Source organism: Rhodococcus sp. B10, assembly GCF_011770055.1.
GTDB lineage: Bacteria > Actinomycetota > Actinomycetes > Mycobacteriales > Mycobacteriaceae > Rhodococcoides > Rhodococcoides kyotonensis_B.
In genome coordinates, this window is the sequence record NZ_JAAFYV010000022.1 from 33,217 (window position 1) to 52,578 (window position 19,362).

The 19,362-nt window shown below is 65.3% G+C and carries 19 protein-coding genes; 6 read left to right on the forward strand and 13 right to left on the reverse strand.

Annotated elements, in window-relative coordinates; translation table 11 throughout:
• Nucleotides 1–42: 42 nt before the first annotated feature.
• Both RhoFasB10_RS15660 and RhoFasB10_RS15665 read right to left on the reverse strand, forming a co-directional pair.
• The gene (locus RhoFasB10_RS15660) at nt 43–471 is read right to left on the reverse strand and encodes a GtrA family protein (RefSeq protein WP_167674308.1); all 429 of its coding nucleotides are present in this window, start codon (nt 469–471) and stop codon (nt 43–45) included.
• 86 nt (nt 472–557) lie between these two features.
• The gene (locus tag RhoFasB10_RS15665; RefSeq protein ID WP_165839676.1) at nt 558–722 is read right to left on the reverse strand and encodes a hypothetical protein; all 165 of its coding nucleotides are present in this window, start codon (nt 720–722) and stop codon (nt 558–560) included.
• A gap of 109 nt (nt 723–831) precedes the next feature.
• Between RhoFasB10_RS15665 and RhoFasB10_RS15670 the strand changes: the two genes are divergently transcribed.
• A complete protein-coding gene (locus tag RhoFasB10_RS15670; RefSeq protein WP_068427257.1) occupies nt 832–1,680 on the forward strand; it encodes a mycofactocin-coupled SDR family oxidoreductase in 849 nt (282 codons plus the stop codon).
• A gap of 149 nt (nt 1,681–1,829) precedes the next feature.
• Nucleotides 1,830–2,789: a pirin family protein gene (locus RhoFasB10_RS15675; protein WP_068427258.1), complete on the forward strand. Its 960-nt coding sequence runs from the start codon at nt 1,830–1,832 to the stop codon at nt 2,787–2,789.
• A gap of 16 nt (nt 2,790–2,805) precedes the next feature.
• On the opposite strand, the gene RhoFasB10_RS15680 is transcribed toward RhoFasB10_RS15675, so the two are convergent.
• Complete coding sequence (locus RhoFasB10_RS15680; RefSeq protein ID WP_167677175.1) at nt 2,806–4,179, reverse strand: hypothetical protein; 1,374 nt, start codon at nt 4,177–4,179, stop codon at nt 2,806–2,808.
• Between the two features lie 99 nt (nt 4,180–4,278).
• Between RhoFasB10_RS15680 and RhoFasB10_RS15685 the strand changes: the two genes are divergently transcribed.
• Both RhoFasB10_RS15685 and RhoFasB10_RS15690 read left to right on the forward strand, forming a co-directional pair.
• Nucleotides 4,279–5,040 carry a pirin-like bicupin family protein gene (locus RhoFasB10_RS15685; protein ID WP_167677176.1) on the forward strand — a complete coding sequence of 254 codons (762 nt, stop codon included), beginning with the start codon at nt 4,279–4,281 and terminating at the stop codon, nt 5,038–5,040.
• A gap of 108 nt (nt 5,041–5,148) precedes the next feature.
• Entirely contained in the window at nt 5,149–5,763 is a 615-nt protein-coding gene (locus RhoFasB10_RS15690; RefSeq protein ID WP_157105352.1) for a DUF4190 domain-containing protein, read from the forward strand.
• A gap of 9 nt (nt 5,764–5,772) precedes the next feature.
• Here RhoFasB10_RS15690 and RhoFasB10_RS15695 read toward each other — a convergent pair whose 3' ends face one another.
• The 3 genes from RhoFasB10_RS15695 to RhoFasB10_RS15705 form a co-directional block, all read right to left on the reverse strand.
• A complete protein-coding gene (locus RhoFasB10_RS15695) occupies nt 5,773–6,840 on the reverse strand; it encodes a GGDEF domain-containing protein (protein ID WP_254303540.1) in 1,068 nt (355 codons plus the stop codon).
• Between the two features lie 67 nt (nt 6,841–6,907).
• Nucleotides 6,908–8,482 carry an ABC transporter permease gene (locus RhoFasB10_RS15700; RefSeq protein ID WP_167677178.1) on the reverse strand — a complete coding sequence of 525 codons (1,575 nt, stop codon included), beginning with the start codon at nt 8,480–8,482 and terminating at the stop codon, nt 6,908–6,910.
• Nucleotides 8,479–9,366 (reverse strand): ABC transporter ATP-binding protein, encoded by an 888-nt coding sequence (locus tag RhoFasB10_RS15705; RefSeq protein WP_068427266.1) that lies wholly within the window; start codon nt 9,364–9,366, stop codon nt 8,479–8,481. The genes RhoFasB10_RS15700 and RhoFasB10_RS15705 overlap by 4 nt, the downstream gene beginning before the upstream one ends.
• A gap of 57 nt (nt 9,367–9,423) precedes the next feature.
• Here RhoFasB10_RS15705 and RhoFasB10_RS15710 point away from each other — a divergent pair, with 57 nt between their 5' ends.
• Both RhoFasB10_RS15710 and RhoFasB10_RS15715 read left to right on the forward strand, forming a co-directional pair.
• Nucleotides 9,424–11,394, forward strand: a complete 1,971-nt coding sequence (locus tag RhoFasB10_RS15710) for a M13 family metallopeptidase (RefSeq protein ID WP_167677180.1) — start codon at nt 9,424–9,426, stop codon at nt 11,392–11,394.
• Nucleotides 11,395–11,471: 77 nt separating this feature from the next.
• Nucleotides 11,472–12,782: a cytochrome P450 gene (locus RhoFasB10_RS15715; RefSeq protein ID WP_068427268.1), complete on the forward strand. Its 1,311-nt coding sequence runs from the start codon at nt 11,472–11,474 to the stop codon at nt 12,780–12,782.
• Here the strand turns inward: RhoFasB10_RS15715 and ugpC are convergent.
• The 7 genes from ugpC to RhoFasB10_RS15750 form a co-directional block, all read right to left on the reverse strand.
• A complete protein-coding gene (ugpC, locus tag RhoFasB10_RS15720; protein ID WP_068427270.1) occupies nt 12,763–13,839 on the reverse strand; it encodes a sn-glycerol-3-phosphate ABC transporter ATP-binding protein UgpC in 1,077 nt (358 codons plus the stop codon). The two genes, RhoFasB10_RS15715 and ugpC, sit on opposite strands and share 20 nt — an antisense overlap.
• The gene (locus RhoFasB10_RS15725) at nt 13,839–15,161 is read right to left on the reverse strand and encodes an ABC transporter substrate-binding protein (RefSeq protein ID WP_068427272.1); all 1,323 of its coding nucleotides are present in this window, start codon (nt 15,159–15,161) and stop codon (nt 13,839–13,841) included. Before RhoFasB10_RS15725 ends, ugpC begins: the two co-directional genes overlap by 1 nt.
• Before the next feature lie 31 nt (nt 15,162–15,192).
• On the reverse strand, nt 15,193–16,080 hold the full coding sequence (locus tag RhoFasB10_RS15730) for a carbohydrate ABC transporter permease (protein WP_068427274.1): 888 nt from the start codon (nt 16,078–16,080) through the stop codon (nt 15,193–15,195).
• Nucleotides 16,077–17,006: a sugar ABC transporter permease gene (locus RhoFasB10_RS15735; RefSeq protein ID WP_207890900.1), complete on the reverse strand. Its 930-nt coding sequence runs from the start codon at nt 17,004–17,006 to the stop codon at nt 16,077–16,079. The genes RhoFasB10_RS15730 and RhoFasB10_RS15735 overlap by 4 nt, the downstream gene beginning before the upstream one ends.
• A 170-nt stretch (nt 17,007–17,176) precedes the next feature.
• On the reverse strand, nt 17,177–18,061 hold the full coding sequence (locus RhoFasB10_RS15740) for an Ig-like domain-containing protein (RefSeq protein ID WP_167677182.1): 885 nt from the start codon (nt 18,059–18,061) through the stop codon (nt 17,177–17,179).
• Nucleotides 18,062–18,170: 109 nt separating this feature from the next.
• Nucleotides 18,171–18,767 carry an HdeD family acid-resistance protein gene (locus RhoFasB10_RS15745; RefSeq protein ID WP_068427279.1) on the reverse strand — a complete coding sequence of 199 codons (597 nt, stop codon included), beginning with the start codon at nt 18,765–18,767 and terminating at the stop codon, nt 18,171–18,173.
• A gap of 19 nt (nt 18,768–18,786) precedes the next feature.
• The gene (locus RhoFasB10_RS15750; RefSeq protein WP_084423816.1) at nt 18,787–19,338 is read right to left on the reverse strand and encodes a DUF6764 family protein; all 552 of its coding nucleotides are present in this window, start codon (nt 19,336–19,338) and stop codon (nt 18,787–18,789) included.
• Between the last annotated feature and the right edge of the window lie 24 nt (nt 19,339–19,362).

Genomic DNA, 19,362 nt, shown 5'->3' on the forward strand with positions numbered 1-19,362 from the left:
GGCGAGCGTGGTCAGCCTATCGCCGGGGCACCGTGACGTGCGTCAGAACACCCAACCGCGTAACGCGAGGAATCGCAGCGCGCCGGTGGCGGCGCTGACCGCGATGACGACGAGAATCTGCGCGACGGCGGATGCGCCGGGAAAGAGAACGTGCACCGCGGCCAGTGCCACGGTTCCGAGAGCGAGACCGACGAGGGCGAGGCCACCCGCTTCCCACTGCGCCTGGAACCACCCGACGCGCTCGGCGGCGTGGAATGTGTGGCGGCGGTGAAGCTCGTTCGCGAGTACCGTGCTGGCCGCGATTCCTGCGATGTTCGCGACGAACGATCCGAGAGCAGCAAGGACGACGAACACGACTGCGTACAGAACGTTGCTCGACGCACCCACGAAGACGAAGCGCGCGAACTGAGCGAGGGCGGTCTCACCTCGCAGCCGCGCCTTCAATCTCGGACCGCATGCATCGATCTGCACGTCTGCGGTATCTGCCACGGAAACATACAACCGCACGGGCGGCCGGATCGGTCCCGGCTATGACCTAAGTCTCCAGAGGAGACTGCTCAGGAGCGGTCCTTCTCGAGCTTCTTGCGCGAGCGGCGCGTCAGGTCGAAGTTCATGATGTCCGGCTTCACCGATGCAATGAACAGCATCGTGCATCCGAAGACGACGAGCACGATCGTGAGTACAACAACGACCATTCCGATGAACGCGCCGATACTTTCCATTACTACTTACCTCCCGGTGTCGCCCCTTACCGTACTGGGCTGCCGAACTTCGATCGAATCCACCCCGAATCGGACATCCGGCGGACACTCGCCGTTGTAGCGTCCGGACATGACTGGTCGAATCGAGACATTCGAGGGCAAGCAGTACGACGGCAAGCGGTTCCAAAGCAAGGTTGCATTCATCACGGGCGCCGCCCGTGGCCAGGGACGCGCCGAAGCCGTGCGACTGGCGTCGGAGGGCGCGGACATCATCGCGGTCGATGCGTGCAGCGAGTTCGCGTCGACGTCGTACGACGGTGCGACATCCGCCGATCTGGCGGAGACGGTCGACGCCGTCGAGAGGCTCGGTCGTCGCATCGTCGCGTCGGAGACCGATGTTCGTGACTTCGACGCCCTGTCCGCAGCACTGGCGGACGGCGTCGATCGACTCGGTCGGCTCGACGTCGTCGTCGCCAACGCAGGTATCTGCTCGGCGGCGATGTCGTGGAAGATCTCGCCCGAGCAGTGGAAGGAAACTCTCGACGTCAATCTGACCGGCACCTTCCACACCGCGAAGGCTGCGATTCCGATCCTGCTCGAACAGGGAACCGGCGGGGCGATCGTGTTGACGAGTTCGGTCGCCGGGCTGCGCGGTCTGCCGTTCCTGGCACACTATGCCGCGTCGAAGCACGGCATCGTCGGGCTGTGCCGGTCCATGGCGAACGAGCTCGGTCAGTACGGCATCCGCGTCAACACGGTCCACCCGCACGGCGTCGAGACCGGGATGCAGCCCGCCGACATGATGGAACTGCTCGGCGAACACGGCGCGGCGCTCGGCCCGATCTTCATGGGCTCCCTCCCCGATCCGATCAGCCAACCCGAGGACATCGCCGCCGCCGTCGCATGGCTGGCCTCCGACGAGGCCCGGCACGTGACGGGCATTCAGCTTCCCGTGGACCTGGGCACCCTGACTCGCTGACCTGGGTGAACCTCGCCGGCGAGTCCGTGCGATCGACCAGTGCGCGTCAGACCATCGCGTCGAGGGAATATCGAGCCGGATAGGCTGTTTCACCGAGCGTAGTTGAAGCGTCAACCAATGGCGCGGTCTACCGACAAGAGGAGTCCACGATGCCTGCCGTGACAGTCGACAACATTCTTGCCCTGCCCCGAATCCCGCTTCCCGACGCCACCGCGACACCGCGGCCGGTCAAGTCCGTCACCACGGCACCGACCGGATACGAGGGCGAGGGATTCCCGGTTCGCCGCGCGTTCGCGGGCATCGACCTTCCCGCACTCGACCCGTTCATCCACATGGACCAGATGGGCGAGGTCAACTATGCACCGGGAGAGCCGAAGGGCACCCCGTGGCACCCGCACCGCGGATTCGAGACCGTCACGTACATGATCGACGGGATCATGGAGCACCAGGACTCGCACGGTGGCGGTGGCCTCATCGGCGGCGGCGACACACAGTGGATGACGGCAGGTGCCGGAATCCTGCACATCGAGGCTCCGCCGGAGCACCTCGTGATGTCCGGCGGGCTGTTCCACGGTGTGCAGCTGTGGGTGAACCTGCCTCGCGACAACAAGCTCGCCGCACCCCGCTACCAGGACATCACCGGCAACAAGGTCGCCCTGCTCTCCAGCGACGACGGCGGCGCTCTGATCCGTGTGATCGCAGGCGAGGTCGCAGGCCACGAGGGACCCGGCTCGACGTACACCCCCATCGCGCTCGCTCACGCCACTGTCGCGCCGGGCGCGAAGGTCTCGCTGCCGTGGAACCGCGACTTCAACGCCCTCGTCTACGTCCTCGCGGGCGACGGCACCGTCGGGTCCGAACGGCGTCCGATTCGCATGGGTCAGACGGCACTGTTCGGCCGCGGAGACTCCATCGAGTTCGCGGCGTCGGACACCCAGGATTCGCGCAGCGAGTCGTTGGAGGTCTTCGTGCTCGGCGGCAAGCCGATCCGCGAGCCCGTCGCCATGGCAGGCCCGTTCGTCATGAACACCAAGGCCGAGGTGATCGAGGCGTTCGAGGACTACCAGTCCGGCCGCTTCGGTGCGCCTACGGCGCCCGTGCGCACATAGTCGGAGCAGATTCCAACTATCCGCGCACGGGTGGCGCCAGCCGCCCGACGGCGCGCATCGGCAGATCCAACCAGGTCGGTCGATTGCGCGCCTCGTACACCGCTTCGTAGACGGCCTTGTCGAGTTCGTAGGCGCCGAGCAGCGCCGCGTGATCACGCGGATCGTAGCCCGCGACCTCGGCATAGCCGTCGCAGAATGCCGACGAATTGCGGGCAGCCCAGGCCGAAGCGCGTGCATACGTCTCGTCGGTCACGTCGGCGTCGCCGAGGAGTAGATGGTGCGCGGCGTAGTCGAACGAGCGGAGCATGCCCGCGACGTCACGCAGCGGACTGTCCATCCGACGTCGTTCCTCGAGGGACTTCGCCGGCTCACCCTCGAAGTCGATCAACAGCCACGTCGACGGCGTCCGCAGCACCTGGCCCAGGTGCAGGTCACCGTGGATGCGTTGCACCGTCGCGGTTCCGCCCGCCTCGGCCCTGGCGACCAGATCGCGTGCCGAGGGGAGGTGCTCGGCGAGTTCGGGAACGACGGCCACAGCACCTTCGACGCGTCCGAGGATTTCGGCGACCGTCGACGACGCGTCGCGCTCGTCGGTTCCGAGTCCGCGGGCCAGATCCGCGTGGACGTGCGCGACCGCCGCACCGAGACCACGCGCTTCGGGCGCGAAGTCCGAATCCATGTCCTCCGGCGACCGATCGGAGGCCAGCAGGTCACGCACGCTGGTGAGCGCCGTCGTCCATCCTTCGGCGGAATCCGAGGCGAAGTCCTGTGCCATGCCGAGCATCGACAGTTCGCCGTCGGATTCGGTTTCGATCCATGCCCGCAGCGGCGCCACGTACGTGCAGTCGGTCTCGGCGAGGACACGATGCAGTTCGATGTCCGGATTGATGCCCGACGCGACCTGCCGAAACAGCTTGAGCAGCAGCACTTCACCGAGAATCACCGACGTGTTCGACTGCTCGGCACCGAGTACGCGACCCGACATCCCGGCGTCGACGGCGGCCCCGGCGACGAGCCGGAAGTCGAGGGGCCCGATCGAATCGGCCGCGGCGATCGCGTCGGAATACAGGGCGATCACCGTGGGATCTCGAAGGCCGTCGTAGACGAACGGACCATCCTGGATCGGCAGCCGCCATGCCGCCAGATCGTCGACCGCGGCGTCGCGAAATCCCAGCGGAACCTGATACCGCTGTACCGTGCCGTCACCCAGTTCGACGTCGACGAGCAGGTGCTCGACCTGCACGTCGGATCGCGAGCCGACGTCGACGCGCGATGCGACACGCAGCGACGCGATGGGCGACCCCTTGGCCGCGAACCATCGTTGCTGCGGAAGCCACGGCAGCAGGGCATCTTCGAGAGAGTCGGTACTGACGTGCGCTCTGTCGGTCATGGGGACGTTTCTACCCGGAACGATCCGGAGACACACCTGTCGCGGGAAAGTTATGCGGACCGCGCTGTGTGTGGATGAGGTGACTCGTACAGTGGTCCCATGCCCCCTCCAATTCCGCACATCGATGTCCATCGGGCGGGCGATCGTCCGAAAACCCGTGTGGCGTGGCTCGACTCGAAGCATTCGTTCTCGTTCGGCCAGCATTACGACCCGGACAACACACATCACGGTCTGCTTCTCGTCAACAACGACGACATCGTCTCTCCCGGGCAGGGTTTCGAGACACACCCGCACCGTGACATGGAAATCGTGACGTGGGTCATGAAGGGCTCGCTGGTACACCAGGATTCGATCGGTCACTCCGGCGTGATCTATCCCGGGCTCGCGCAGCGCATGAGTGCGGGTCGAGGAATCATGCATTCGGAGAAGAACGATTCGTGGCGCATCGGGGGCGAAACACACGACGAGCCCGTCCGTTTCGTCCAGATGTGGGTCGTGCCCGACAGCCCGGGAATCGACCCGGGCTACGAACAACTCGAGATCGACGACGAGCTGCTGCGCGGCGGACTGGTTCCCGTGGCGTCGGGCATGAAGAAACATGCGGGGCAATCGGCGATTTCGATCTCGCAATCGGCTGCAGCGCTGCACGCAGCGCGATTGCAACCGGGTCGACCCGTGACCATTCCCGAGGCGCCGTTCCTGCACGTGTTCGTCGCGTCGGGCACGGTGCAGATGGAAGGCGTGGGCGAACTGCACGAGGGGGACGCCGTTCGACTGAGTTCTTCTGGCGGACAACGCATTCAGTCGTCCGAGCCCGCGGAGGTCCTGGTCTGGGAGATGCATTCGCGTCTCGGAGGGTGAGCGCAGCAGGTGAAAAGATGATCACGGTGTCGTCATAAGCGCAGAACACCGCCGCGTGCAGGCCTACACTTCGCAGGACTGACCCCGCACGCATCGGAGGTAGTCGCCATGTCGGATCAGCCGCCGCCAGGACCCCCGCCGTCAGAACCACCGCCGTCAGAACCACCGCCCGGCGAGTCACCACGTCCGGGCCGATATCAGCAGGGAAACACACCACCCGCCGGATATCCACAGGGCGGTGGCCAGCCACAGGCCGGTTATCCCCAGGGCGGTTACCCGCAGGGTGGTTATCCGCCGCCCGGTGGTTATCCGCCGGCCGGCAACTATCCGCCCGAGCACCGGCCGGGCCCGCAGAACGTCGTCGGGATCGTCGCGATCGTGGTCGCGATTCTCGCGTTCGTGACCAGCTGGACCATCGTCGGCGGCATCATCCTGGGCTTGCTGGCAGTCGTTCTCGGGTTCGTCGGCAGGTCGAGGTACAAGAAGGGCACTGCGACGAACGGCACGATGTCGCTGATCGCGATCGTCCTCGGCATCATCGCGGTCGTTCTGTCGATCGTGCTCGTCGTCGTCGGAATCGGGATCTTCCGCAGTTCCGGAGGTGACGACTTCGCCGACTGCATCAGCAAGGCAGGCAACAATCAGCGTGCACAGGAACAGTGTCGCGATCAGTTCCAGCGCGACCTCGAGAACCGTTTCGACTTCACGATCCCGCCGACCTGACCGGACGCGTCAATCCTGACTCCGTACCGCGGCGACGACCACCTGGTTGCCACCGCGGTGCTTCGCTTCGTACATGGCGACGTCGGCGCGACGGAGCAGCCGGGTCACCGCCGTCACGCTGTCGCCTTCGATGCTGGATGCATGTGCGACGCCGATGCTGACGGTCAGCGGCGACACGTCGTACGGCGAATACAACCGCGATCGAAGCCATTCGGCCACCGAGACGGCCTGATCGGCGCACACCCGTACGACGAGCGCGAACTCTTCACCGCCGGTACGAGCGACGAGAACGTCGTCGACGAGGAGCCGTCGCGCGATCAGCTGGAGTGCCAGATCACCGCCCTCGTGCCCGAACCGATCGTTGATGGATTTGAAGCGGTCGACGTCGATGACCATGACGGCGACCTCCGACTCCTCTCCCAGGAAGTGCGGCAGATCTTCGTCGAGGCCGCGCCTGTTCCGAAGGCCGGTCAGTGGATCGATCAACGCCCCGTTCGCGTCGAGACGCAGACTGAGCAAAATCGACTGCAGGAAGACCGGCGTCGAGAACATGACCGGCAACAACACGACCAGTTGCGAGACGGCCAGTCCGTGATCGAACGTCGGCGTGCGAAGAATCAGCAGGAACATCGTCGTCACCGTGGCGCCCGACCAGGCCAGATGGGCGAGCAGCACCTTCGGGCTGTGGAACACCTGCACGTAGACGCCCGTCGCCGCCAGCAACGAGCACCCGGGGAACGACATCTGGATCGACCCGTAGGACAACAGCGCCAGGGTGGTCCCGACGTCGGCGTACAGAACGAACAGCAGGCTGACGCGCTCGGACGGCCACGGCCCACGCAGCCACAGTGCTCCGACGACGAACGACGACACAGTCCCGGCCAGGATGAACACGTCCGCGATCCACGTCGTCGGCGGCTTCGCGGTCAGGTACGTCGTGATCGCGGCAAGTCCGTAGCAGAAGCAACACACGCCCACCACGACGCGGAACGCACTGAGCGCGCCGTGCGACTCGAAATATCGGCTCATCCAGTCGTAGCTGTACGACTGCCCCCACCACCTGCGCAGAAACGTCACTCGAGCGCCTCCACGCCGTTGTTTCGCCGACCAAACCACCTGGTCGCTTTCGGCACTCTACCGCCCGTCACCCCCGTAGGTCCCGTCTGCGGAACAATGCCGCTCCCGCGGCGACCGCGACCACGGCGAACGACACCATCCACGCCAGAGGAACCGCGGAGAAGTGTCCGCCCGGCAGATGCGGCACATGGGTGAACGGCGAGATGTCGAGGATCACCTGCGGTAACCCGATCACCTCACCCACCTGGCCGAGCAGCACGACCCCGGCCACGACCGCCCAGACGGCCGTCGACCAGGCCGGCAGGGCGCCGAACAACACCACGGCCACGCCGACGAGCACCCACACCGCCGGTAACTGCGACAGCGCGGCACCGAGCACGCCCGGCAGCACCGAACCCACGTCGCCGACGCCTGTCCCGTACGTCAGTCCCGCCGCGAGCCCGACGACGAGCATCGCCAGCGCCGGCCCGGCCATCGCGAACGTCAGGTGGCTTGCCAGCCACCGAACCTTGCCGACGCTCGCCGAGACGACCCACTCGGCGTGCGCATCCTCTTCCTCGGTATGAGCCCGAAGCACCGCCGATACCGCGTACGCGGCCGCAGCGATGCCGATGATGCTGATGATCGCCGCGACATAGGACTGCACGAGAGAGTCGCCGCCGAACGCCGCGAGTGCGTCGGCGACCGCCTCGCTGCCGCCCAACTGGTCGCCGACGCTGTTCGCGGCGCTACCCAGGATCGCCGCGAACACCCCGAGGCCGACGGTCCAGGCCGCGAGCGACCCGCGATGCTGACGCCACGCAAGCGAGTACACCCCGGTCAGGCTCGCCGGTGCCGATGCAGGCCCGAGCCGGTCCGCAACGAGGCCGGAACCGACGTCGCGGGCTCGCGCGAGTGCGACGGCCGTCGCGATCGTCACCGCGGCCGCACCTGCGGACAGCGTCGTCACCCACCAGCGCTCGTCGGCGAACGGCCGCAGCTGAGCGGACCACCCGATCGGCGACAGCCACGACAGCGTGCCGGACCCCGCGTCGCCGACTGCCCGGAGCGCGAACGCGACGGCGAGGACCGTCAACGCGTATCCGCGCGCGAGGCGGGCGCGGGGTCCGATCTGCGCAGCGACTGCACCGACGCCGGCGAACACCGTGCCGACCGAGGCGATCGCTACACCGAACGCGATGCTGCCGACCACAGCGAACCCGGTCGCCAGCAGCGATACCGTCCCGACGAGTCCAGTCGTCACGACCATGCCGATCGTGACGACGAGCGCCGCGGCGAGACCGGCATGATGTCCGACGGCCGTCGCGCCGATCAGTTCGGTGCGTCCAGCATCCTCCTCGGCCCTCGTGTGACGAATCACCGTCAGAATCGCGGCGAGCGGAACGAGCGTCAGCAGCAACCCGGCACGCCACGTCACGAGAGCACCGAGGTCGCTGCCGAAGATCGGCGACACCAGCGCCAACTCCGCCGGAGTGCGCAGCGTCGCCTGATAGAAGGCCTGCCGGTCGGCGGCCGTCGGGTACAGGCCCTCGAAGCTCACCGCGTACAGCAGTGGGACCAGCCCCATCGCGAGGATCCACAGCGGGGCGACCACGCGATCGCGGCGCAGGAAGAGCCGAACGAGCTGTGTCGTGCCCGTCACGACGCGCTCCCGTAGTAGCGCAGGAACAGATCCTCCAGCGTGGGCGGGGCACTGACCAGACTTGTGATGCCCGCGTCGGCCAGCACGTGCATCACCTTCGGCAGATCGGCCGGGTCGACGCGCACGCTCACCCGGCTCCCGTCGACACGGACGCCGTCGACGCCCGGCAACGAATCGAGGCCGTCGGGCACGCGCTGCACCTCGGCCGTGACCGTCGTCCGACTCAGGTGTCGCATCTCGGCGAGCGACCCGGTGTCGACGGTTCGGCCGTCGCGGATGATCGTGACCCTCTCGCAGAGCTTCTCGACCTCGGACAGAATGTGCGACGACAACAGCACCGTCGCACCCCGGGCGGATGCGTCGGCCACGCAGTCGTCGAAGACCTGTTCCATCAGCGGATCGAGACCTGACGTCGGTTCGTCGAGCAGAATCAGTTCCGCGTTCGACGAAAAGGCCGATACCAGAGCAACTTTCTGACGGTTTCCCTTCGAGTAGGTACGTGACTTCTTCCTCGGATCGAGCGCGAACCTGTCGATCAACGCGTCGCGCTTACCCTGGTCGATACCGCCGCGCAGCCGCCCGAGCAGGTCGATCACTTCACCACCGGTGAGTGACGGCCACAGCGTGACGTCTCCCGGGACGTACGCGATTCGCCGGTGCAGTGCGACGGCGTCGGTCCACGGATCGTGGCCGAGCAAGTGCACCTCGCCCGAGGTCGCGCGGATGAGCCCGAGCAGAACCCGCAGCGTCGTCGACTTGCCTGCGCCGTTGGGCCCGAGGAAGCCGTGCACCTCGCCGGCGTCGACGCGCAACTCCAGCCCGTCGAGTGCCGTGACGTGGCCGAACGACTTCTTCAGGTCATGCACTTCGATCGCCGTGTTCATGGCTCCCCTGCCACTTCGGACGGAAACACACTTGCAAAGAGTGTAAAGATGGGGTGCATGACAGCAGTTGATTCTGGACAGGTGAATTCGGGTATCGACCTCAGCTTTCGCGACGACAGCACACGGGTTCAGGACGACCTGTTCGTGCACGTCAACGGCAAGTGGCTCGACGAGTACGCCATTCCGGCGGACCGAGCGGTCGACGGCGCGTTCCGGACTCTGTACGACAGGGCCGAGGAAGACGTCAGGACGATCATCCAGGAAGCTGCCGCGTCGAATCCGCCGGTCGGGACCGACGCACAGAAGATCGGCGACCTGTACTCGAGCTTCCTCGACGCCGACGCGGTCGAAGAATCCGGGCTCGCCCCCATCGCGAGCGAACTGGCCTCCGTCGCGGACGCCGAGGACCTCGTCACGCTCGCCGAGGTTCTCGGATCGCTGCAGCGCACCGGCGTCGGCGGCGCCATCGGCCACTACGTCGACACGGACGCCAAGAACTCGACGCGCTATCTGATGCACTTCACGCAGTCCGGCATCGGCCTTCCCGACGAGTCGTACTACCGCGAGGACAACTACGCGCAGATCCGCGAGGCGTACGTCGCGCACATCGCGACGATGTTCGAGCTCGCCGGTGTCTCGTACGACGCACAGCGCGTCTTCGAGCTCGAGACGAAGCTCGCCGCCGGGCACTGGGACGTCGTTGCGCGTCGTGACGCGGAGAAGAGCTACAACCTGATCGACTTCGACACCCTCGTGCAGAACGAGCCCGGATTCAACTGGACGGCATGGATTTCCGGCCTCGGAAGCAACACCGAGCAGTTCGCCGAGATCGTCGTGCGCCAACCTCCGTTCCTGTCGACGTTCACCGGTCTGTGGGTCTCCGCCGACATCGAGGACTGGAAGGCGTGGCTCACGTGGCGCATCGTGCACTCGCGCGCCCCGTACCTGACCGCAGCACTGGTCGACGAGAACTTCGCGTTCTACGGAAAGACGTTGAGCGGCACCGAGGAAAACCGTGAGCGGTGGAAGCGCGGCGTCTCGCTGGTACAGGATCTGCTGGGCGAGGCCGTCGGCAAGCTCTACGTCGAGCGACACTTCCCCGCCGACGCGAAGGCGCGGATGCAGGTCCTCGTCGCGAATCTGCAAGAGGCATACCGTCGTAACATCACCGACCTCGAGTGGATGAGCCCGGAGACACGGCAGCGTGCGCTCGAGAAGCTCGACAAGTTCACGCCGAAGATCGGTTACCCCGACCGTTGGCGCGACTACGCGGCGGTGGAGATCGACGGGAGCGACCTCGTCGGCAACTACCGTCGCGGTTACGTCGCGGAGTACCAGCGAGACCTGGACAAGTTGGGCGGACCGGTCGATCGCGACGAGTGGTTCATGACGCCGCAGACCGTCAACGCGTACTACAACCCGGGAATGAACGAAATCGTCTTTCCCGCAGCGATTCTGCAGCCACCGTTCTTCGATGCCGACGCGGACGACGCCGCCAATTACGGCGGGATCGGCGCGGTCATCGGACACGAGATCGGCCACGGGTTCGACGATCAGGGCGCCAAGTACGACGGTGACGGAAACCTGATCGACTGGTGGACCGACTCGGACCGCACCGAATTCGGCAAGCGCACAACAGCGTTGATCGAGCAGTACGACCAGTTCGAGCCGAAGGCTCTGCCGGGTCACAAGGTCAACGGTCAGTTCACGATCGGCGAGAACATCGGCGACCTCGGTGGCCTGTCCATCGCCGTCACCGCGTACGAGATCGCATTGGAAGGCAAGGACGCACCGGTGCTCGACGGGCTGACCGGTCTGCAGCGTGTGTTCTTCGGCTGGTCACAGGTATGGCGGACCAAGGCGCGCGACGAGGAGGCGATCCGTCGCCTCGCGGTCGATCCGCACTCGCCGCCGGAGTTCCGCTGCAACGGCGTCGTTCGCAATCTGGACAGTTTTCACGAAGCGTTCGACGTGAAGCCGGGAGATGCGCTGTACTTGGATCCGGACGAGCGCGTCAGGATCTGGTAGGCGGCTGCGCCGCTCGTGAGTGCGAATGTAGTCCCTGCTATACATTCGCACTCACGAGCCCGACGGAGGGGTGGAAAATGAAGGCAAGAATCCGCTGGCTCGCGGCGCATGGGGTGGTGCGCTACGGAGCGAAGAAAGCTGCGGCACACGGGGATCCGCAAGCCATGCTGGTCGCCGATCCGGTGACCCGCGCCGATCCCCGGCCGGTGTTCGAACGGATTCGCGCCACCGGACCTCTGGTGAAGACGCGGATCGGCCACATCAGCGTCGACCACGGTGTCGTCCACGAACTGCTGCGTTCCGACGACTTCCGTGTCACGCAGCTCGGCGCCAACCTTCCCGCTCCCCTGCGCTGGATCGAGAACAGGACCCGGCCGTCGTCGCTACATCCGCTGAAGCCGCCGTCGCTGCTGTCGGTGGAACCGCCCGAGCACACGCGGTACCGCAAGCTCGTCTCGTCGGTCTTCACCCCACGCGCCGTCGCCAGGATGCGTGAGATGGTGCAGGAGAAGGCGGACGAGTTGCTCGACGAGTTGACGCACGGCGCGAGAGAGATCGATATCGTCGCCCAGTACTGCTCGCAGCTGCCGGTGGCCGTGATCAGCAGCATCCTCGGCGTACCCGACGCCGATCGCCAGCGCGTGCTCGAGTTCGGTGAGATGGCAGCGCCGAGTCTCGACATCGGGCTCACCTGGGAACAGTTCGTCCGCGTCGAGGACGGCCTCCGGCAGTTCGACGCGTGGCTCGCCGGTCACCTCGCGGAGCTACGGCAGAACCCGGGCGACGATTTGATGAGTCAACTGATTCGCGCCGAGGACGACGGCGTCGGCCTGAACGACGAAGAACTCCGGGCGACGGCGGGGCTCGTGCTCGCCGCGGGATTCGAGACGACCGTCAATCTGCTCGGCAGCGGGGTTCGGTTGCTGCTGGATCACCCCGATCAGCTCGCGCTGCTGCACCGGGATCCGTCGCTGTGGCCGAGTGCGGTCGAGGAGATGCTCCGGCTCGAATCGCCGGTCCAGTTGACGGCGCGTCTGGCCAAGCGCGACGTCACGATCGAGGGCGTTCCGCTGACGCAGGGCGACCTCGTCGTGCTCGTACTCGCGGGCGCCAACCGGGATCCCGATGTGTTCGACGACCCGTACCGGTTCGACGTCACGCGCGCCAACGCGAACAAGCACCTGTCGTTCTCGGGCGGTCGGCACTACTGTCTGGGCGCCTCGCTCGCGAAGGCCGAGTCGGAGGTCGGTCTGAAGACGTTGTTCGACAGGTTCCCTCACCTGCACGCGGCAGGTGAGGGAATCCGTCGTGACACCCGAGTCCTGCACGGCTGGGCGTCGTTGCCCGTCGACCTCGGGCAACCGGCAGCTACAGGCGCTGCCCGGTAGTCGACGAGAAGAAGAACACCTCGTCGAGCTTGGGGACGAGCCGGACGGTCTGGGCCAGACCGATCGACAGCTTCCGGTCGACCCGCACTGCGACACGGCCGGACTGGGTGTTCCAGTCCGCGCCGAGCGGCGGTGCACCGTAGACGAACGACTCGGCGCCGAGCTCCTCGATGAGCTCGACGGTCGCCGTCACCGCGCCGACGCCTTCGCCGACGAGATTCCAGCTCTCCGGTCGGACTCCGACGGTGACGCGGGCTTCCGCGGTGCGCGGCACCGGGATTCGCACATCGCCGACGACCGCAGCACCGTCGACGACGGGTGCGTCGATCAGATTCATGCCGGGCGAACCGATGAATCCGGCGACGAACGTGTTGACCGGGCTGTCGTACAGGTCGCGCGGCGACGCGATCTGTTGCAGCACCCCAGCTTTCAGTACCGCGACGCGGTCACCCATCGTCATGGCCTCGACCTGATCGTGCGTGACGTAGACCGTCGTCGTACCCAGTCGTTTCTGCAGACCGGCGATCTGTGCCCGCGTCGACACCCGAAGCTTCGCGTCGAGGTTGGACAGCGGCTCGTCCATGCAGAACACCTTGGGCTGCCGCACGATCGCGCGACCCATCGCGACGCGTTGACGCTGCCCGCCGGACAACTTGCCCGGCTTGCGGTTCAGCAGTGGTTCCAACTCCAGCATCTTCGCCGCTTCGAGCACACGAGCTGCCGTGTCGGACTTGCTCATTCCTGCGTTACGCAGCGCGAAGCCCATGTTGTCCGCAACGGTCATGTTCGGGTAGAGCGCGTAGTTCTGGAACACCATCGCGACGTCCCGCTCGCGCGGGGCGAGCGAGGTCACGTCGACGCCGCCGATGTCGATGTGGCCGCTTTCGACCGACTCGAGCCCTGCCAGCATCCGGAGACTGGTGGACTTACCGCAGCCCGACGGACCGACGAGCACGATGAATTCCCCGTCGGCGATGTCGAGTTCGAGGGTGTCGACGGCAAGGGTGTCCGCACCGGGATACCGGTGCGAGACTCCCGCGTAGTGGACGCCTGCCATTACGACGCCGGGAGGTTCGGCGTGATCTGGCGATCGATGATCTGCTGCAGCTGATCCTGGACGCCGGCGAATGTGGTTGCGACGTCGGCATTCTGCAGCGCGATCTGCTCGAGGCCGGTGCCGATGATCTTGTCGCCGCCCGGAACGAACACGCGCGCGTAGTCCTGCGAACGCGTGCGTGCAAGCTGGTCGACGGCCGTCTTCGCGTTCGGGTTCGCGGCGAGGAACTCGATCTCGCTCGGATCCTGCTGCGCCGACTTGCGGACCGGCATGTAGCCCGTGTTCTGCGAGAAGTACGCGGTGCTCGACGCGTTGGTGAAGAACTCGATGAACTTCAGCGCGTTGACCTTGCGCTCCTCCGAGATCTTTGACGGAACGGCGAGGCCGGCTCCACCCGTCGGGCAGCCGGGCTGTCCGTCGGCGGCGGGCAGGAACGCGGTGCCGAACTCGAAGTTCGCATTCGCGGTGACGCCGGACAGGTCGCCGGTGGAGGCGATCGTCGACGCGATGATTCCCGCGGCGAAGTCGTTGGCGATGTCGTTGGACACGTTCGCGTATTTCTTCGTGTGGATCATGTCCTTCAGGAACTGGCCGGCCGCAATGGTATTGGGGTCGTCGAACTTCAGGTCGAAGCCGTCGGAGTACGCGCCACCGAACGTCCAGATCGGGCCTTCGAACGTCCATCCGAGGTAGTCCACCGCGTTACCCCAGCCGTGGGCGAGCTTGCCGTTTCCGACGACGGCCTGGATGCGCGGGCCCCACTCGTCGAACTCCTGCCACGTGGCCGGTCCGCGATCGGGAAGGCCTGCCTGCGCCCAGACCTGCTTGTTGTAATAGAAGAGCGGGGTCGAGCGAGCGTACGGAAGCGCCCAGTGGTTGCCGTTCCAGTCGTAGTCCGCGAGAAGCGAATCGACGTAGTCGCTGGAGTCGACGCCTGCAGCATCGAAGTGCTTGTCGAGCGGCTCGATGGCGCCGGTGAGCGCGAAGTTGAACCACCAGACGTCGGACAGGACGACGACGTCGGGAACGTCGTTACCGGAGAGCGAGGCGTTGAACTTCTGCGCGACCTCTTCGTAGTTCTTGCCGCCGTCGATCAGGTTGACCGTCAAGCCAGGATTCTCGGCCTGGAAGCGCGAGATCAGTTCCTTCTCGAATTCCTGCGACTTACCGGGGTGGCTCGACCAGAAGTTGATGGTGCTCGCGTCGCCACCGGAAGCCTCGGAGCCGGAACTGGTACCGGGGCTGCTGCAGGCTGCGAGTGCAGCAGCCGCTGCCGCTGCGCCGGTGAGCGTGAGGAATCCGCGGCGGTTGATGTTGGCCATAACTGTTCTCTCTCTTGGTGAATGAAGCGGATCAGCCTTTGACCGCACCGGAGGTGAGGCCCTTGATCATGTGGCGTTGCAGGGCGAGGAAGACGACGAGGATGGGAAGGATGGTCAAGACCGTCGCCGCCATGACCGCGCCCCAGTTGGTGTAGCCCTCGCTGTTCTGCAACAGCGTGAGGCCGACCGGAAGCGGTGCGACGGACGAGTCGTCGGACATCAGGAACGGCCAGAGGTATTCGTTCCATTCGTTCACGATGGTGATGATCGCGAAGGCCACCATCGTCGGTCCCGACAGTGGGAGCACGACACGGAACAGCAGACGGAACGAGCCCGCCCCGTCCATGCGGGCAGCCTCGATGATCTCGGCGGGCAGGGACAGGAAGTGATTGCGCATCAGGAACGTACCGAATGCGACGCCTGCCAACGGGATGATGATGCCCTGGAACGTATTTCGCCACCCGAGTTCCGAGATCAACGAATAGTTCGAGATCACGGTGATCTGGTTGGGCACCATCAGCGCTGCGATGATGACGAGGAAGACGATGTTCTTGCCGGGGAACCGCAGGAACACCAGACCGTAGGCGCTGAGCACACCGAGCACGAACTTGATCGACGCGATCGCAGTGGTGATGATCAGCGAGTTGCGCAGGTACGTGAAGAACGGCACCTCCGTCGTCGCCTCGCTGTAGTTCTCGGGGCGGAACGAACTCGGCCACCACGTGACCGGCTGGACGTAGATGTCACCGCGTTCCTTGAACGACGTGATCAGGATCCAGAACAGCGGCAGCCCGATCATGAGCAGCACCAACACCATTGCGATGTATCCGAGCACCGTCGACAGGCTGCGCTGACGCTGCGGATCTCGCGGAGCTCGGCGCGTCGGCTCGGTGACGTCTTTCTTCAGGGTGATGGTCATCGCTGGTCGTCCCGATCCATGATGCGTACCTGCACGAGCGTGATGATCAGCAGGATGACGAACATGATCGTCGCCACCGTCGCGCCGTAGCCGGCTCGGAAGTTACGGAAGGTTTCCTCGTACACCTGAAAGACCATCGTGGTGGTGCCGTTTCCGAGGGGGCCACCGCGGGTCATGACGTTGATGATGTCGAAGACCTGCAACGAGTTGAGCAGCACGGTGATGGACAGGAAGAACGTCGTCGGACGCAGTTGCGGCAGAAGCACTTTGCGGAACGTCGTCCACTTCGACGCCCGATCGATTTCGGCCGCCTCCATCAACTCCTTGCGGGTGCCCTGCAGCGCAGCGAGGTAGATGACGAACGTGTAGCCGAGGTTCTTCCACAGGTAGGTCACCGTCACCATGAACAGCGCCCACGTGGGATCCTGGTAGAAGTCGGGAGACGAGAACCCTATGCGCTGCAACAGGTCCTGCACGAGGCCGAAGTTAGGGTCGAACACGAACTGGAAGGCGATACCGATGGCGGCGCCGGAGATGACGAACGGCGCGAACACGGCGGACCGGACGAAGTTGCGGCCCCGCAACTTTCGGTCCAGCAGCATCGCGAGAACGAGCCCGAGCACGAGACTTCCGACGACGGCCGCGACCGTGAAGACGACGGTGTTGGACACGATGGTCCACGTGTCGTCACGCGAGAACCACTCACGGTAGTTCTCGAAACCGATGAAAGTCGATGTGGGAGAGGACAAGTTCCAGTCGTAGAACGAGAACTGGAAATTCTCGACGAGGGGCCGGTAGGTGAACACGGCCAGCAACACGAGGTTGGGTCCGAGGAGGATCAGGAAGAGTGCGTAATCACTCCACGGCCTGCCGAAAAAGCTCTTTCGGCGTGCTGTGGGCAGCACTCGTTCCGTTGTTGTACTCACTGCGGGGACTGTGCTCACCTACCGCGAACGGTAGGTGAACGAGACCCCAATTCAGTTGAACGTTGAAACCAAAACCTCGGTCGTGCGCGCGAATGTACAGCCAGCGGGAGTGGAGCCTGCGGAATGACCCGTAGGCACTACACATTCGCGCGCACGTACGGCGGAGCCGCTTACCGGTTCCAGTCGCCCAGACCGTCGGCGCCGCTGAGGGTTCCACCCGAAGTGTTCACGACGACGACCGGGTCACCCTTCTGCGAGTTCTCGAAGAACCACTGGCCGTCCTCGGTGCTGACGTTGAGGCATCCGTGGCTGGTGTCCTCGGATCCCTGAGCCCATTCCGACCACGGCGCAGCGTGAACGAAGATGCCGCTGTAGGAGATACGCGTCGCGTACTCGACGTAGGTGCGGTACCCCTCCGGCGAGTCGACGGGGACGCCGTACGTCGACGAATCCATGTACATGTCGCGGAACTTCTCGCCGACGATGTAGGTGCCGTTCGGGGTTTCGTGCCCCGGCTTGCCCATCGACGTCGGCATCGTGCGCACGACCTCACCGTTGCGCGTGACCGTGATGGTCTTGGTGGCGTCGTCCGCGGTGGTGATGACCGAGTCGCCGGTCGAGAAATCGGCGCGAGCGCCACCGGCTTCGACGGTCACCGACGTGTGCGCCGGATAGAACTCGTTCGGGAGCCAGCGAACCTGGGTGTCGTTGATCCAGTAGAAGTGGCCGTCGACCGACGGCGACGTGGTGACGCGGATGGCGCGCTCGGCTGCGGCACGGTCTCCGATGGCCTCGTCGAACCGGATCGCGATCGGCTGCGCGACGCCGACGACCTCACCCGAGTTGGGCGTGATCGACGGGTCCGCGAAGTTCGCGGGTGCGAGCTGTTGCGGCAGGATTTCGGGTGCGGGGAGGGCCGGATCGGACGAGCCGGGGAAGCCGGGTACTTCCGGGCCGCCGGGCCACAGAGGAGCGGCCTGAGCGGGTCCTGCGAGTGCGACGGCAGCGGACGCGGCGACCGCAACCAGTGCGATCCGCGAGACGAAAGACTTCATGATCGGCTGTCAGTTCCATTCTTCTCGTGCATACGGCCCAGTGAGACCACAAGGCATGCGAACCAACTGCCATTAACACACACCAGGCAGTGAATTGCTAATCGGTTCCTCAGGCCGAGGTGAGGCCTGCTTTCTTCGCGGCCGATCGAATCTGGAATGCCGAGACGACGAACAGAAGTCCGAACACGATCGCGAATACACCGACGAGCCACACCACCGTGAGAATGCCGCTGACCGGGAAGAACACCAGAACGAGGCCGAACAGCACCTCGATGACGCCTGCGACGAGGAGCATCATCCAGTGCGTCGCGCCCTCCAGGGAACGAAGCCGGAACGAGCCCGCAATTTCGAGAATTCCGCCCACTATCGCCCAAATTCCGATGACGAATACCGCGGCGAGTGCCGTTATCTCGGGCCAGACGAATGCGACGATTCCGGCACCCAACGACACGATTCCGCCGAGCAACCACCACACCCAGCCGGACTGCACCTTGCGTGCTCGGATCGATCTGACGATGGCGGAGATGCCGTCGACGACGGCGTAGACACCGAAGACGACGACGATCGCCCAGACGGTGACGCCGGGCCACACGAGCGCGACGATGCCGAACGCAATCGCCAGGATGCCGCGGAGCAGGACGGCCCACCACAGATCCTTGGCAATACGTAGCAGAGCGTCCTCGTTGTTCGGCAACTGTGTTGACATCGGTAACACCTACCTCCCACTAGGGCAGAGCGACGACAGAACTCCAGGAACGAACTCCGTCGGACAGGCACACCTGTCCGGTGGTGACGTTGACGGCAAGGCCTGCGCCCGCGTGGCACTGCACCCCTTCGTCTGCGGTCCCGACGAAAGTCTGACCACGGTCGAGCGACACGGCGAGGGCCAGAGCGCCCGTGTCGGGGGAGACGATGGACACCGAATCGGCGCCGGTCGACACCGCGGCGACGGTCCCCGACTTGGTTTCCGCTGCGGCGACGCCACCGCCGCCTGCCAGTCCGAGGGCTGCGCCTCCGAGTTCGGCGCGCGCGAACGCGACGCCGTCGAGTGCGCGGGCGTAGGCGTTCGACGTGCCGTCGGTCTGCACTCCGCACGCCGACTTCCCCTCGAGCGCCGTGCTCTGTGCACCCGGTGTACAGACGAGATCCGTCGCCGACGCGGTACCGGGCGTCAGCAGTGCCGCGGCGATTCCGAGCACCGCAACTGGACCCGCCATCGCGGCCATCCGCTTGAATTCCCCGACGATCCCCACCACGACAAACCTTCCGCTGCTCATCGGTTGTCCCTTGCGTTTGGATTC